The sequence below is a fragment of the Sphingomonas sp. Sphisp66 genome (genome assembly GCF_047324325.1).
In the GTDB taxonomy this organism is placed as follows: domain Bacteria; phylum Pseudomonadota; class Alphaproteobacteria; order Sphingomonadales; family Sphingomonadaceae; genus Sphingomonas.
The window spans coordinates 3,022,854-3,037,534 of record NZ_CP168508.1 but is presented as its reverse complement, the minus strand read 5'-3'; the positions used below and the strand labels follow the sequence as shown (position 1 = coordinate 3,037,534).

General features: G+C 67.0%; 11 protein-coding genes. 5 read left to right on the top strand and 6 right to left on the bottom strand.

What is annotated here, in order from left to right; translation table 11 throughout:
• The first annotated feature begins 221 nt into the window (after positions 1-221).
• Genes ACEN8G_RS14050 through ACEN8G_RS14040 form a run of 3 tightly spaced genes read left to right on the top strand, consistent with a single transcriptional unit; the run spans position 222 to position 5,683 of the window.
• Positions 222-3,230 (top strand): TonB-dependent receptor plug domain-containing protein, encoded by a 3,009-nt coding sequence (locus ACEN8G_RS14050; RefSeq protein ID WP_413415858.1) that lies wholly within the window; start codon positions 222-224, stop codon positions 3,228-3,230.
• A 37-nt stretch (positions 3,231-3,267) separates the two neighbouring features.
• Positions 3,268-4,437, top strand: a complete 1,170-nt coding sequence (locus ACEN8G_RS14045) for a serine hydrolase domain-containing protein (RefSeq protein ID WP_413415857.1) — start codon at positions 3,268-3,270, stop codon at positions 4,435-4,437.
• A gap of 4 nt (positions 4,438-4,441) precedes the next feature.
• Positions 4,442-5,683, top strand: a complete 1,242-nt coding sequence (locus ACEN8G_RS14040; RefSeq protein WP_413415856.1) for a threonine synthase — start codon at positions 4,442-4,444, stop codon at positions 5,681-5,683.
• Between the two features lie 126 nt (positions 5,684-5,809).
• Here the strand turns inward: ACEN8G_RS14040 and ACEN8G_RS14035 are convergent, their stop codons facing one another.
• Positions 5,810-6,382, bottom strand: a complete 573-nt coding sequence (locus ACEN8G_RS14035; RefSeq protein WP_413740591.1) for an alpha-ketoglutarate-dependent dioxygenase AlkB — start codon at positions 6,380-6,382, stop codon at positions 5,810-5,812.
• A gap of 129 nt (positions 6,383-6,511) precedes the next feature.
• Here ACEN8G_RS14035 and ACEN8G_RS14030 point away from each other — a divergent pair, with 129 nt between their 5' ends.
• A complete protein-coding gene (locus ACEN8G_RS14030) occupies positions 6,512-6,847 on the top strand; it encodes an ArsR/SmtB family transcription factor (protein ID WP_413418595.1) in 336 nt (111 codons plus the stop codon).
• On the opposite strand, the gene ACEN8G_RS14025 is transcribed toward ACEN8G_RS14030, so the two are convergent.
• From ACEN8G_RS14025 to manD, 4 genes are all read right to left on the bottom strand, one after another.
• On the bottom strand, positions 6,826-7,749 hold the full coding sequence (locus tag ACEN8G_RS14025; protein WP_413418593.1) for a 1-phosphofructokinase family hexose kinase: 924 nt from the start codon (positions 7,747-7,749) through the stop codon (positions 6,826-6,828). The two genes, ACEN8G_RS14030 and ACEN8G_RS14025, sit on opposite strands and share 22 nt — an antisense overlap.
• A complete protein-coding gene (locus tag ACEN8G_RS14020) occupies positions 7,749-8,750 on the bottom strand; it encodes an AAA family ATPase (protein WP_413418591.1) in 1,002 nt (333 codons plus the stop codon). The genes ACEN8G_RS14025 and ACEN8G_RS14020 overlap by 1 nt, the downstream gene beginning before the upstream one ends.
• A gap of 75 nt (positions 8,751-8,825) precedes the next feature.
• A complete protein-coding gene (locus ACEN8G_RS14015; protein ID WP_413418589.1) occupies positions 8,826-9,965 on the bottom strand; it encodes an endo-1,4-beta-xylanase in 1,140 nt (379 codons plus the stop codon).
• Positions 9,966-9,982: 17 nt separating this feature from the next.
• Positions 9,983-11,194, bottom strand: coding sequence for a D-mannonate dehydratase ManD (manD, locus tag ACEN8G_RS14010; RefSeq protein WP_413418587.1), 1,212 nt, complete (start codon positions 11,192-11,194; stop codon positions 9,983-9,985).
• 166 nt (positions 11,195-11,360) lie between these two features.
• Between manD and ACEN8G_RS14005 the strand changes: the two genes are divergently transcribed.
• On the top strand, positions 11,361-13,484 hold the full coding sequence (locus ACEN8G_RS14005; RefSeq protein WP_413418585.1) for an alpha-glucuronidase family glycosyl hydrolase: 2,124 nt from the start codon (positions 11,361-11,363) through the stop codon (positions 13,482-13,484).
• A 105-nt stretch (positions 13,485-13,589) separates the two neighbouring features.
• On the opposite strand, the gene ACEN8G_RS14000 is transcribed toward ACEN8G_RS14005, so the two are convergent.
• On the bottom strand, positions 13,590-14,594 hold the full coding sequence (locus ACEN8G_RS14000) for a cupin-like domain-containing protein (RefSeq protein WP_413416267.1): 1,005 nt from the start codon (positions 14,592-14,594) through the stop codon (positions 13,590-13,592).
• Between the last annotated feature and the right edge of the window lie 87 nt (positions 14,595-14,681).

Here is a 14,681-nt window from a genome sequence, read left to right as displayed (position 1 = left end):
CTCGTCCTGTTCGCCTAAGGCTCGGACGGGTCGGGCGCGCAGTCAATGGCGATGCTGGCAGGCTTGTGTTGCAGCCGTGTCACGCTTTGACGCGTATTCGTCACATTTGATGCCGTCGGGTTATGGCGCGGGGAAGAGAAACTATGGCGCGACGCAACATTATTGGTACCTAATGCCCTCTCAACCGCGCGGGATATTGCGGGATTCAGGGGGTTCGAGACATGATCGAAGCAAGGGCGTTCAAGAAGGTTCTGGCCAGCAGTTCGGCATTTGCGGCGATCGCGCTCGCAATGCCGGCCTGGGCACAGACCACCGCTCCGGCGACGCAGGAAGCGCCGGCACAGGCGGCACCGGCCGAGGAAGGCGAAATTCTCGTCACCGGCTCGCGCATTCGCCGCGACGGGTTCCAGAACCCGACGCCGCTCACCGTCCTCACCCAGCAGGACATCCAGAACACGTCGCCGACGAACAACATCGCCGACTTCGTCAACCAGCTGCCGCAGCTCGCCGGCTCGACCAAGCCGGCAAACTCGCGCCTCAACCTCTCGAACGGCTCGGCAGGCATCAACGCGCTCAACATGCGCAACCTCGGCGAAGGCCGGGTGCTGGTCCTGCTCGACGGTCGCCGCTCGGTCGGCTCGACCATCTATGGCTGGGTGGACATCAACACGATCCCGCAGGCGCTGGTCGATCGCGTCGAAGTCGTCACCGGCGGTGCCTCGTCGGCCTATGGTTCGGACGCCGTCTCGGGCGTGGTCAACTTCATCCTCAACAAGAAGCTGGAAGGCCTGAAGATCGAGGCCGATACCGGCGTCACCACCTATGGCGACGGCGGCAATTATTCGGGCAGCATCGCGGGCGGCAAGTCGTTCGCCGGCGGCCGCGGCCATGTCCTGCTCGCGGCGAACATCGATCACCAGGACGGCATCTTCGAAGTCGGGCGCGAGCGCGAGTGGAACCACACCGGCTATGTCCGCGCCGAGAATCCGGCCTGGGTGTCGGGCGTCAGCACGTTCAACCGCTATTTCACCACGCTGCGAAACGTCGGCGCGTCCAACTCGGCGCCGGGCGGCCTGATCACCGGTTCGGCCGGCACCACCGCCAATGCGCTTCGCGGCCTGTATTTCGGCCAGGGCGGCGCGGTGAACACCTTCGACTACGGTACCTTCACCTTCCCGGCGTTCACCCGGGCGGCCGGTTCCTCGGCGCCCAGCGTCACGCAGAACGGATCGTGGCAGGTCAATGATTCCGGCCGCCGCATCGGCCTGATGCCGAAGGACGATCGCTGGGGCGTCTTCGGCCGGCTGAGCTTCGAGGTCATGGACGGCGTCGAGCTGTTCGCCGAGGGCTCGTACAACAAGCAGAAGGTCTTCTTCAACGCGGGTCCGAACCTGTCGACCGGCATCACCTACAACACCACCGGCTGCACCACCGTGCCGGTGCCGGTGACCTGCAACGCCTTCGCGCTCCAGGCGCTCGGTGCGTCGCGCCTCGCCGGCGTCACCAGCGTCACGGTGGCGACCACCGCGGCCGACCTGCCCTTCCGCGCGATCGACAACGAGCGCAAGGTGCAGCGCTATGTCGTCGGCGCGAATGGCGATTTCGACGCGTTCGGCAAGGCGGCGCACTGGGAAGTCTATGCCCAATATGGCCGCTCCGACGTGCGCGAGCAGCTGCGCAACATCATGCACAATACGCGCATGGCCAACGCCACTGCCGCGGCTTTCGCGCCGGCCGGCAATGCCCGCGGCTATACCGTCGGCTCGATCCAGTGCCTGATCAACGTCGATGCCAGCACCACCAACGACGATCCGAACTGCGTGCCGCTGAACCGCCTCGGCGTCGGCGTCGCGGACCAGGCGGCGATCAACTATGTGCTCGGCAACCCGTATCGCGACCAGGTGCTCGAGCAATATGTCGCCGGCACCAACTGGTCGGTCACGCCGTTCGCCACCTGGGCCGGGGACGTCAGCGTCTCGGTCGGCGGCGAAGTCCGCAAGGAGAAGATCCGCGGCAGCGTGCCGAAGGAATACCAGCCGGTCATCACCACCACCGGCACCACCAATGCCTGGTCGGTCGGCAACTACCTGCCCTTCACCGGCGAATACAGCGTGAAGGAAGCCTATCTCGAGACGGTGGTTCCGCTCGGCCTGGGCCTGGAGTTCAACGGTGCGGTTCGCGCCACCGACTATTCGAACGCCGGCTACGTCACCACCTGGAAGCTGGGTGCGACCTGGGCGCCGATCCCGGACATCCGTTTCCGCGTGACGCGTTCGCGTGACATCCGCGCGCCCAACCTCAACGAGTTGTACCAGGCAGGCACCGCCAACAGCGACTCGGTGCGCAACCCGAAGTACACCGCGGACGGCCTGAACGGGCCGCAGACCTTCGGCTATTCGGGCCTGGTCACCGGCAATCCCAACCTGCGTCCGGAAATCGCCAATTCGTGGAATATCGGCGCCGTCGTCTCGCCGCGCTTCCTGCCGGGCTTCACCGCGTCGGCTGACTATTTCCGCATCGATCTCGAAGGCGCGATCGACTCGATCAGCGCCCAGGAGATCATGAACCGCTGCGCCGAGGGCATTGCCGAATATTGCGCCGCGATCAGCGATGATCCGGTCCGTTCGACGCCTGCAGCGCCGTACAAGCTGATCCGCAGCCAGCCGTTCAACTTCGTGCGCAAGCTGGTGCGCGGCATCGACTTCGACGCGGCCTATCGGATCCCGCTGGGCGGGGGGAGCGCCTTCACCCTCAAGGGCGTCGCGACGCGCTATATCGAGAACCTGTCGGATACCGGCATCGTCGGCCAGGTGGCGGTGAACACCGTCGGCGCCAATGGCGGCCAGGCCAGCACGCCGACCTGGATCTTCCGCGGCAGCGCCACCTATGAGAGCGAGACCTTCTCGGCCACCGTCACCGGCCGCGGCGTCAGTGCGGGCAAGTATTCGGCGACCGGCATCGAGTGCACCACCAGCTGCCCGGTCACCACCACTACCTCGACGTTCCAGACCTATGACAACAACCAGGTCTCGGGTCTGTTCTACGTCGATCTCAACCTGAGCCAGACCGTGCCTTTCGGCGGCAACAAGGCGCAGTTCTTCATCAACGTGACCAACCTGTTCAACCGCTGGCCGCTGCTGGTGCCGGAAACCGGCCTTGCCGCGAACAGCACCTATTCGGACATGCTCGGCCGTCAGTTCCGCGCCGGCATCCGCATCAGCCTGAAGTGATCCTCATGCCGGCTCCATCCCTTATGATGGAGCCGGCATGATCGCCGCCGCGCTCCTGCTTGCAGCGGCAGCGGACCCGGTCGCCGCGGTCCGCGTGACATTCGATAGGAGAGGAGAGACGTCGGTCAGCCTGAAGGGGTTGGCCGACGTCGCTTCGTCCAGGCCGGTCACCGCCGAAGATCCGGTGCGCATCGCCTCGATCTCGAAGCTCGTCGTCGCGATCGGGGTGCTGCGGCTGGTCGAGCAGGGCAGGCTCGATCTCGATGCCGACGTCTCGCGCTGGCTCGGCTGGAAGCTGCGCAATCCCGCCTTTCCGGACAGGCCGATCAGCCTGCGCCTGCTGCTCTCGCACCGCTCGAGCCTCACCGACCGGGTGGACTATGTCCTGCCGCTCGATGCAGACATGCGCGTGGTGCTCCAGGACCCCAGGGCATGGGATGCGGAGCACGCACCCGGCAGCTGGTGGGCCTATACCAATTTCAACTTCCCGGTGATCGCCGCGGTGATGGAGCGCGCCACCGGCGAGCGCTTCGACCGGTTGATGGACCGTCTCGTCCTCAGGCCGATGCAGCTCGATGCCTGCTACAATTGGGCCAGCTGCAAGCCGGAGACCGCAGCGCGTGCGATCGTCCAGTATCGCGAGGGCCAGCCGGTCAAGGACGACAATCGCAGCACCACGCCCGCCTGTGCTGTCACACCCGCCGGCAACGGTAGCTGCGACCTTTCGACCTGGCTGCCCGGCAGGAACGGCGCGATCTTCTCGCCCCAGGGCGGGCTGCGCATCTCCGCACGCGGGCTGGCGCGGGTCGGCCGGATGTTCCTCAACGACGGCCGGCTCGACGGGGTGCGGATCCTCCGCCCGTCCTCGGTCCGCATGCTGGAGACGCCACTCTGGACCTATGACGGGCATAACGGCGATATCGGCGGCGACATCTCGGTCGCGGTGCCGACGGGCGGGGCGACCTGCGGCTATGGCCTCGCCGTCATGTTCACCGCCACCGGCGCGCCGGGCTGTCGCGACGATCCGGTCGGCGACGGCCGCAGGCGCTTCGGCCATTCGGGCGACGCCTATGGGCTCAAGTCCGGCCTGTGGATCGATCGGGCGGCGGGGACGGGCATGGTTTATTTCGCCACCGATGTTCCGGATGTGCCCGGGAAACGATCGGCCTATACGCCGGTGGAGGAATCGCTCGCCCGACCGGAGTAGCAAGTTGCGCCACGACGCCAATATCACCGCCGACCGCCAGACCTTCGTCACCCATCTCGAATGCTCGATGACCGGAGAGCGCTACGAGGCGGACCAGCTTCATGGCCTGTCTCGGGTCGGGCGGCCGCTGCTGGTGCGCTACGATCTCGAAGGCGTGAAGGCCGCGCTGCCCCGCGACGAACTCGCCCGGCGCCCGGCCGACCTGTGGAAATATCGCGAGCTGCTCCCCGTGCGCCGCACGGAGAACATCGTCAGCCTGGGCGAGATCGCCACGCCGATCATCGCGCTCGACAAGCTGGCCGCCGAAGCCGGGGCGAAGCATCTCTGGGTCAAGGACGAGGGTCGGCTGCCCACCGGCTCGTTCAAGGCGCGCGGGCTGGTCATGGCGATCGCCATGGCCAAGGAGCTGGGTGTGAAGACGATCGCGATGCCGACCAACGGCAATGCCGGCGCCGCCGCGGCTGCCTATGCCAGCCGGGTCGGGATCGAGTCGGTGATCTTCTGCCCAGCCGACACGCCCGAGGTGAACGTCCGCGAGATCGCCGCCCAGGGCGCGCGCGTCTACCGGGTCAACGGCCTGATCGACGATTGCGGCAAACTTGTCGGCCAGGGCGCCAAGGAGCGCGGCTGGTTCGACCTGTCGACGCTCAAGGAGCCCTATCGGATCGAGGGCAAGAAGACGATGGGCCTGGAGCTCGCCGAGCAGCTCGGCTGGGAGCTGCCCGACGTGATCTTCTATCCCACCGGTGGTGGTACCGGGCTGATCGGCATGTGGAAGGCCTTTGCCGAGATGGAAGCCTTGGGCTGGATCGGCGCGAAGCGCCCGCGGATGATCGCGGTCCAGGCCGAAGGCTGCGCCCCGATGGTCCGCGCCTTCGAGGCCGGCGAGCGCCACGCGACCCGCTGGGAGGACGCCCACACGATCGCGATGGGCATCCGCGTGCCCCAGGCGGTCGGCGACTTCCTGATCCTCGATGCGGTGCGCGAGAGCGGCGGCGTGGCGATGGCGGTGAGCGACGAGAGCATCGCCCGGGCAGTCGACGATGCCGCCCGCCGGGACGGACTGCTGCTCTGCCCCGAGGGCGGCGCGACGCTGGCGGCCTGGCGCAAGGCGCTGGCCGAGGGGCTGGTCTCGCCCGAGGAGAAGGTGCTGCTGTTCAACTGCGCGACCGGGCTGAAATACCCGCTCGCCGACCAGTCCAAGACGCTCGACAAGGACGGACCGATCGATTTCAGCGCCCTTTGATTCCCCTCCCTCAAAGGGAGGGGCTAGGGGTGGGTGGAGGCCTGGCGATACTGTGGCCGATGTCCAGGCGCCGGCAGTATCGCGTATATCGACCCACCCCCAACCCCTCCCTTTCAGGGAGTGGAGCTAGCCCACCAAACTCCGGAACGTCACCGACCACCGCGGCGCGTCCATCGGCGCGATGCTGTGTTCCCACACATGCCGCGCCTCGCCGGAGAGGTGGTACGCCCCGCGCGGCTCCAGCGGCACTTCCGCCCGGTCGAACTTCCCGTCGTCCGCCCGCCGCCGGCGCAGCCGCAGCACTGCCGGCGCGCCCAGCGATACGCCGACGACATGCTCGAACACCGGCCGGTCGCGGTGCCAGCCGATGCCGGCGCCCGGATCGTAGCGGATCACCAGCGCCTGGACGAGCGCGTCCGCCGCCAGCCCGGCGAATTCCGCCGCCCGCGCACGCAGCGGCAACAGCCAGTCGGGAAGCGCCTCCGTCTCGCCAAAGCTTGAATCGGTGAAGTCGTAGCGCCAGCCGAAGCTGCGGGTCAGCCGCTTGCCCAGCCATTGCTGAAATCGGAACGGCTCGAGGTCCGCCGTGTCGATGGCCCGAATCAGTTCCGCTTCTTCCATAGGTGAAATGATATTCTTCACCTGTTCGACGCCGGCGGGCAGGGGCTCTTCGAAAAGTGTTGGAAACAATGTGGACACGAACCGGATATGGGGATCGCCTGCTTGCGCTGCCACAGATGAATATCTTCAACTTTATATAAAATTCCTTTGCATTTCCCGCGCGATACCGGTTGCAACCGGTGCCCTGGCACCCTAGCTGTCCGCCCCGTGAAGAATGAAATGATCGCAGTTGTCGATCGCGCCTCCGCGTTCCTGAAGGCGCTATCGGGTCGAAGCCGTTTTCTGCTGCTGTGCCACCTTCTCGATGGCGAGAAGTCGGTGGGTGAGCTCGCACGCCTCACGGGTGCGCGGGATACCGCCGTGTCGCAGCAGCTCGCGCTCCTGCGCCGCGAAGGGATGGTCGCCGCGCGCCGCGACGGCCAGATGATCTTCTACACGCTCGCCAGCGAAGAGGCGCGCCAGATGCTCGAGGCGATGTACGGCCTGTTCTACAAGCAGGACGCGGCAGAAGCAGAGCGCGTTCAGGAAGCCATTCCGGCGTAAAGCCGTTCGACATCCTCCTTGCGCGCCAGTTCGGTCGCGGGAGTCATCAGCGTCGCCGCGCCGGCGGCGATACCATAGCGCAACGAGTCCTCGATCCCCTTGCCCCGCGATGCGGCGAGGGTGATCGCGGCGACCATCGAGTCCCCGGCGCCCACCGTGCCCTTGGCCTCCACCGGCACCGCCGCCACGCGCAATTCCTTGTCCTTGCCGACCAGCAGCGCCCCACGCTCGGCGAGCGAGACCACCACCCATTCGGCAAAGCCGCGGTCGCACAGCTCCTTGGCGGCCGCCGCCTCGTCCGCCTCGCTCGCGATCTCGCGCCCGAGCAGGTCGGCGACTTCGCGCAGGCTCGGCTTGATCAGCCAGGCTTCCGCGCCCTCGCAGGCAGCCAGCGCCGGCCCCGAGGTGTCGATCACCAGATTCACGCCCGCGGCGCGGCAGCGCTCCGCGATGCGCTTGAGGATGGCGGGGTCGCAGCCCGGCGGCAGGCTGCCGCTCACCACGATGTGGTTGACGTCCGCCACGCCGAACAGCGCATCGAGCAGTGCCGCCTGCTCGTCCTCGCTCAGCTCCGGCCCGGGCAGCACGAAGCGATACTGGTCGCCCGGCCGGCCCTCATCCACGGTGAAGCTCTCGCGCACCGCGCCGGCGATCGGCACAGGCAGGATCGGTATCTTCTGCTCCTCGAGCAGCTTGACGATCGTCGCGCCTGCCGGCCCGCCATTGGGGAACACCGCGGTCGCCATGCCGCCCAGATGCGTCACCACCCGCGCCACGTTGATCCCGCCGCCGCCCGGATCGAAGCGCGGGGCGGAGCAGCGCAGCTTGTGCTGGGGCCGCACCTTCTCGGTGCAGGTCGTCACGTCGAGCGCCGGGTTGAGCGTCAGCGTGGCGATCGCCATCAGCGCGCCCGGTCCAGCGCGGCGCGCGCGGCGGCGACGATCAGCTCCTGCGGGCGGTTCACCCGGATGCGGTGCCAGTGGATCTCGCCGACCGAGCGGCGTGACTGCTCGCGCACCACTTTCTCGGTCGCGTCCGACGCATCGTTCTCGCGCGACTTTACCCGGGCGATGCGGTCCTTTTCGGGGGCCTCCAGCCAGATGCCGGTGAAGCTCGCACGGTAGCGGTCGGCCAGCGCCTCCACCACGTCGCGCTCGCTGCGCGCCATGAATACCGCGTCGAGGATCACGCTGTTGCCACAGGCCAGGTGATCGTCCGCGGATTCGAACAGCGCCTCATAGGTCTCGTCGTCATTGCGACGGGTATAATGCCTGGGCGGCAGCCGGGTTTCCGGGCTCACGCCGGCGAGGCGCTTGCGGAACACGTCGGAGCGCAGCACCCGCGCGCCGGGCAGGCGGCCGATCCGGCTCCCCAGCAGCCGCGCCAGCGTCGACTTGCCGGTGCCCGAGAGCCCGCCGATCACCACCAGCCGCGGCTGGGCCGGGGCGAGCAGGCTGTCGGCCAGCTCGGTATCGCCATCGGCACTGGCGCGCAGCGAGAGATAGAGCGGGAGCAGCGCCCAGCCGGTCGCGCCCTGCGGGGCGATGTCGAGATAGCGGTTGGCCAGCGTGTTCGCCTCGCCCGCCATGCCGCCCCGCATCACGTCGAGCACCGGCCGGGCAAGGTCGTAGAGCATGTCCATCGGCTCGCCCAACACCGCGCGCATCCGCCCGGTGGCGATGCGGCGGGCGATCGAGTCCTGGTGCGCGGCAAGCTCGGCCTTCTGCGCCTCGCTGGTCGCGGCAAGGGCGAGCATCTTGCGGAAGGACGCGCCGTCCCCTTTTGGCGCGGCGGCATGGAGCGCGGCGATACGATCGGCGAGGGCGTGCAGCTGGCCCGTGTCGAGGTCACCGGAAAGCAGCGCCTCGAAGCTCGGTTCCTGGCTCGCGGCTGCCGCCGCCATCGTTCCACTCCCGCAATAGGTTCGTCGAATCAGCCCCTAGCACGAGTTTTCTGAACGATCTTGAACAAGATCGACCTATCGCGCCGGCGCACTCGCAAAGGCATCCCGGATCACCCCGTAGAGCGCCTTGGGCTGGTACTTGTCATCATAGGGCGTCGCCCGCTGCAGCGTCTTGTCCTTGCGCGGGGTGAAGCCGTTGAGCCAGGTGAAGCGATCACACATGCCCCAGGCGAGCACGTCGCGCAGCTGCGGATAGGAGAACATGATCTCCAGATAGGCCGCGGCATAATTGGCGACGATCCCGTCGCGCAGCTTGGCGTCGGTCGGCAGCACCTTGTCGTTCACGTCGAACTCGGTGATCGCTAGGCGGTAGCCCAGCTGCACCGCGGTATCGAGGAAAGTCCGCCACGGCTTTTCCTGCCGGCCCACCAGCGCGCCGACGGTGCCGCCATCGGTCAGCCCAATATGCGATTGCACGCCCAGCGTGTCGCAGGGTACGCCGCGCTTGCGCAGACCTTCGAGCAGCTTGAGCACGCCGTAGCGGTGCCCTTCGTTGCCCGGCTCCCAGCTCATATAGTCGTTATAGGTCAGCTCCACGCCCGGGGCATGCTCGCGGGCGGTGTGATAGGCGAAGTCGAGCATCGCCTCGGTCCCGCCGAACGCCTTGGACAGCGACGAGGTGCGCAGCGCGCCGCTGCCTTCCTCCACCGTCTCGTTGACCACGTCGAAGCTGGTGATCCGCCCCGCATAGAGCTTGCACAGGGTGCGGATGTGCGTGCCGAGGATCTTCTCGGCCTCCTTCACCGGGCTGGCGCCGAAGTCATGCTCGTTCAGCCATTTCGGGAAATATTGCGTCTTGTGCCACAGCAGCGTGTGGCCGCGCATCGCCATGCCGTTCGCCTCGGCGAAATCGATCATGTCGGAGAAATGGTCGAGGTTGAAGGTCTTGGCATCGGGCCGGATCGCCTGCCACTTGAACTCGTTCTCCGCCACCAGCACGCCGCAATCGCGCTTGAGCAGCTCGGCATATTTCGGATTGGCGAAGGAGCCGCGATCCGCCCCCGGCGGGCCCCAAGCGACGCAGGAACCGAAGCGCATGCCCTTGGTCTTCGCCACGGCGTTCAGCCCCTCGGCGGCCTGGGCGATGGCGGGCAGGGGCAGGGCGGCCAGCGCCGCACCCGCACCCAGCAATCCACGGCGTGTAATCTCGGTCATGGCCAGCCTCTCCCCGCTTACCAGTTGAACAGCGTCCCGTCCTCGAGCCGCGCGACGGGGAGATAGGCGCGCTTGTACTCGTATTTCGCCGCCAGTTCCTCGTCGATCTCGACCCCCAGCCCCGGAGCATCACCCGGGTGCATCATTCCGTCCTTGAAGCCATAGGCGTGCGGGAAGACCGCGTCGGTCTTCGCCGTGTGCGGCATCAGTTCCTGGATGCCGAAATTGGGCACCGACAGGCCGAAGTGCAGCGCCGCGGCCATGCACACCGGCGACAGGTCGGTCGCGCCGTGGCAGCCGGTGCGCACCTGGTACAGATCGGCGAAGGACGCGATCCGGCGCATATGGGTGATGCCGCCTGCATGGACCATCGTCGCACGGACATAGTCGATCAGCTGCTCCTCGATCAGCTGCTTGGCGTCCCAGATCGTGTTGAAGATCTCGCCCACCGCCAGCGGGGTGGTGGTGTGCTGGCGGATCAGCCGGAAGCCGGCCTGGTTCTCGGCCGGCGTCGCATCCTCCAGCCAGAACAGCCGATAGGGCTCCAGCTCCTTGCCCAGTCGCCCGGCCTCGATCGGGGTCAGCCGGTGGTGGACGTCGTGGAGCAGGTGGACGTCCCAGCCCAGCACTTCGCGCGCCTTCTCGAACAGCGGCGCCACCGAGCGGAGATATTTCTCCGTCGACCACAGGCTTTCGGTCGGCAGGCTTCCGTCCGCCGGCTCGTAGCGCTGGCCCGGCTTGGCAACGCCATAGGTGGATTTGAGCCCCGGCACGCCCGCCTGGAGCCGCACCGCCTTGTAGCCCTCTTCCACGTGCCGGACGGCTTCCTCGATCGTCTCCTCGATCGTCGCGCCGTTTGCGTGGCCATAGACCATGCAGCCCTCGCGGCTCGCCCCGCCGAGAAGCTGGTAGAGCGGCAGGCCGGCGACCTTGGCCTTGATGTCCCACAGCGCCATGTCGACCGCGGCGATCGCGCACATCGTCACCGGGCCGCGCCGCCAGTACGCGCCCTTGTAGAGATACTGCCAGATATCCTCGATCCGGTGCGCGTCGCGCCCGATCAGGCAGGGGATGACGTGATCCTGCAGATAGGCGACCACTGCCATCTCACGCCCGTTCAGCGTCGCGTCGCCGATGCCGGTGACGCCGTCCGCAGTCTCGATCTTGAGTGTCACGAAATTGCGGTCGGGGCAGGTGACGATCACGCGCGCGGACAGGATCTCGGCCATGACGTCTCTGTTTCCCCTTCCTGTTCCGGCGCATCGCTCGGCGCGCCTATCTGCTTGGTAGCGCTACCATTGTTGCCCTGTTACAAGCTTGTCAACGGCGGCGTTTGACCGTTTGCAGGTAGGAAGAGCGATGCTTCGGAAATTGCTGACTATTTTGTCTGCGTTTATGTGTTTCGGCCTTGCGAATCAAGTGCATGCCGAGGACGGATATGACCTCTGGCTGCGCTATCAGCCGCTCGAATCCAGCGCGAAGGCGCGTGTCGCGCCGGCGGTTCGCTACTTCGTCGCGCCCACCGATCGCCCGGTCATCGCCGCGGCGGCGGACGAGCTGAAGCGCGGGCTCGGCGGGATGCTCGGTGCGGTTCCCGGCCAGCATGGAAGGATCGATGAAGCGGGGGGCATCCTCATCGCCACTTCCGACGCCGTGCCGCTCGACGTGGCCGCGCTCGATCTGCCGCGGAGCCTCGGCGACGAAGGCTATGCGATCCGCACCATGATGGTGGAGGGCAAGCGCACCATCCTCATCCTCGCCGACAAGGATGTGGGGGCGCTCTACGGCGTGTTCCGCCTGCTCAAGCTGCTCCAGACCGGCGCGGCCATCGACAAGCTCGACATCACCGATTCGCCCAAGCTCAAGGTCCGCGTCCTCAACCATTGGGACAATCTCGATCGCCATGTCGAGCGCGGCTATTCCGGCCTGTCGATCTGGGACTGGCAGAAGCTGCCGCTCCACAAGGACCCGCGCTATATCGACTATGCCCGGGCCAATGCCTCGATCGGCATTAACGGCACGGTGCTGACCAACGTCAACGCCAATGCCGATATCCTGCGTCCCGATTACCTCCAGAAGGTGAAGGCGCTCGCGGAAGTGTTCCGGCCGTACGGCATCAAGGTCTATCTCACCGCGCGCTTCTCGGCGCCGATCGAGCTCGGCAAGCTCAAGACCGCCGATCCGCTCGATCCGGCGGTCCGGGCCTGGTGGAAAGCCAAGATCGACGAGATCTATTCGGTGATCCCCGATTTCGGCGGGCTGCTGGTCAAGGCGAACTCAGAAGGCCAGCCCGGCCCGGCCGACTATCACCGCACCCATGCCGAGGGTGCCAACATGATGGCGGATGCGCTCGCCCCGCATCACGGCATCCTGATGTGGCGCGCCTTCGTCTATGCCGCCGAGAATGCCGAGGACCGGCACAAGCAGGCCTATACCGAGTTCCAGCCGCTCGACGGCAAGTTCCGCGACAATGTGCTGGTCCAGGTCAAGAACGGCGCGATCGACTTCCAGCCGCGCGAGCCCTTCCATCCGCTGTTCGGCGCGATGCCGAAGACGCCGCTGATGATGGAATTCCAGATCACCAAGGAATATCTCGGCTTCGCCACCCATCTCGCCTATCTGGGCACGATGTGGGAGGAGGCGCTCGAGGCCGATACCTTCCGGCCGGGCAAGGGCAGCACCGTCGCCAAGGTGATCGAGACGCCGATCGATGCCGGCGCCGCCACCGGCATGGCCGGGGTCGCCAATATCGGCAACGACCGCAACTGGTCGGGCTCGCAGTTCGACCAGGCCAACTGGTACGCGTTCGGCCGCTTCGCCTGGGATCCGGATGCCAAGGCCGAGGTCATAGCCCGGGACTGGGCGCGGATGACCTGGGGCAATGATCCCCGGGTGGTCGACACGGTGGTCTCGATGATGATGGGCTCGCGCGAGGCGGTGGTCGATTACATGACCCCGCTCGGCCTCGGCCATCTGATGGCGACCAGCCACCATTATGGCCCCGGCCCCTGGGTCTCGGATCTCGCCCGCCCAGAATGGAACCCGGTCTATTACCACAAGGCCGACGCCGCGGGCATCGGCTTCGACCGGACGAAGAGCGGCAGCGACGCGCTCGGCCAATATGCGCCCGAGATCGTCAAGGCCTGGGGCAGCACGAAGACGATCCCCGAGAAGCTGCTGCTCTGGTTCCACCATCTCCCCTGGGACTATCGCACCCGCTCGGGCCGCACCCTGTGGGACGAGCTGGTCACCCGCTATGATGCGGGCGTCGGCGCGGTCGGCAGGATGCAGGCCGATTGGGCCGGGCTGCGCGGCAAGGTCGACGAGCCCCGCTGGGCCGAGGTCCGCGATTTCCTGGCGATCCAGCATGCGGAAGCGACCTGGTGGCGCGATGCCTCGATCGCCTATTTCCAGTCGATCTCGAAGCGCCCGTTGCCGGCGGGACACGCCGCCCCGGCGCACGACCTCGACTGGTACAAGGCGATCACCAACCCCTACGCCCCCGGGCAGGGGAAGTAATAACTCCCTCTCCCCGCTCACGGGGAGAGGGCAGGGGAGAGGGGCTATCGATAAGGCCCCGCACTTCCCCTCTCCCCGACCCTCTCCCCTGAAGGGGAGAGGGAGTTACGGCCTCTGCAATCCCCGCATCAGATACTGCTTGATATATTGCCGCAGCTGCGGCGTCGGCTCGCCCAGCACGCTGCGATGCTCGGGGGCCATGTGCGCGGCGGGGTCGCCATGTTCCTGGAACACGAAGGCGTCGAAATATTCTGACCAGGCGCTACGCCGCTCGGCCGGCAGGCGGCTCAGCGTCAGCACTGCATAGATCATCGCGTCGAACCGCGCGTCCTGGTCGGGCGAGTCCGTCCACCAGAAGTTCACCAGCGCGTTGAAGTCCGACAGCGCCTCGACATGGTGCCACCAGAGCGCGGGGATGAAGATCGCGTCGCCCGGCTCCAGCTCCGCCACTTGCGCCACCGCCAGTGCGTCGCGGAAGCGCGGGAAGCGTTCGAAGTCGGGCTCGGCCAGATCGACCATGCTCAGCGGCTGGCCGGCGACCGTATGGTCGAGGGGGCCGATATGGAGGTTCGCGGTCTGGTCGGGCGGGAACAGGGTGAAGCGGCGCCGTCCTGCCGCGACCACGGCGATATTGTCCGATGCGTCGAAATGGGTGCTGATGCTGGTCCGGTTGCCCACCCAGATGCGCGGCTCCGCGCCCATGCCGAACAGGGCGGCGAGCTGGTTGGCCCCGGCAAAGCCCGGCAGTGCCTGCGCCGTCCCCACCGCGCCGGCATAGACGGCGGGCACCTCCTCGCGCCCCTGCAGCTGCAGCAGATATCTGAGCAGGTCGGCGAACCGCCCCTTGCGCCGCTCGAAGTTGAAGCCGCGCATGTCGTCCGAATAGAAGAAGCGGCCCTTGATCGCCGGCGGGCCGACGAACGCCTCGGCCGCCGCACCGTGATCGAAGCCGAGCAGATAGTCGCACGCCGCCTGGGCCGACACCGCGCCTGCCTCGACCAGCGGCCAGTCCTTCGCCACGCCGCGCAGCACCACCGGCACATAGCCCTGGATCAACGCGCGCAGCCCCGGTGCGTCGAGCGGCCCCTCCATCTCCCGCAGCGGCGTCATGCTTCCTGTCCCCGACAATGTTCGGGCATAGTCCCGGCGGTTCATGTCTCCCGCATGTCCATGATGTCGCATGACTTTCCGTACGCC

Coding starts and splice junctions, on each gene's coding strand:
- ACEN8G_RS14050 (WP_413415858.1), top strand. CDS start 222: ATGATCGAAGCAAGGGCGTTCAAGAAGGTTCTGGCCAGCAGTTCGGCA.
- ACEN8G_RS14045 (WP_413415857.1), top strand. CDS start 3,268: ATGATCGCCGCCGCGCTCCTGCTTGCAGCGGCAGCGGACCCGGTCGCC.
- ACEN8G_RS14025 (WP_413418593.1), bottom strand. CDS start 7,749: ATGGCGATCGCCACGCTGACGCTCAACCCGGCGCTCGACGTGACGACC.
- ACEN8G_RS14020 (WP_413418591.1), bottom strand. CDS start 8,750: ATGGCGGCGGCAGCCGCGAGCCAGGAACCGAGCTTCGAGGCGCTGCTT.
- ACEN8G_RS14015 (WP_413418589.1), bottom strand. CDS start 9,965: ATGACCGAGATTACACGCCGTGGATTGCTGGGTGCGGGTGCGGCGCTG.
- manD (WP_413418587.1), bottom strand. CDS start 11,194: ATGGCCGAGATCCTGTCCGCGCGCGTGATCGTCACCTGCCCCGACCGC.
- ACEN8G_RS14005 (WP_413418585.1), top strand. CDS start 11,361: ATGTGTTTCGGCCTTGCGAATCAAGTGCATGCCGAGGACGGATATGAC.
- ACEN8G_RS14000 (WP_413416267.1), bottom strand. CDS start 14,594: ATGACGCCGCTGCGGGAGATGGAGGGGCCGCTCGACGCACCGGGGCTG.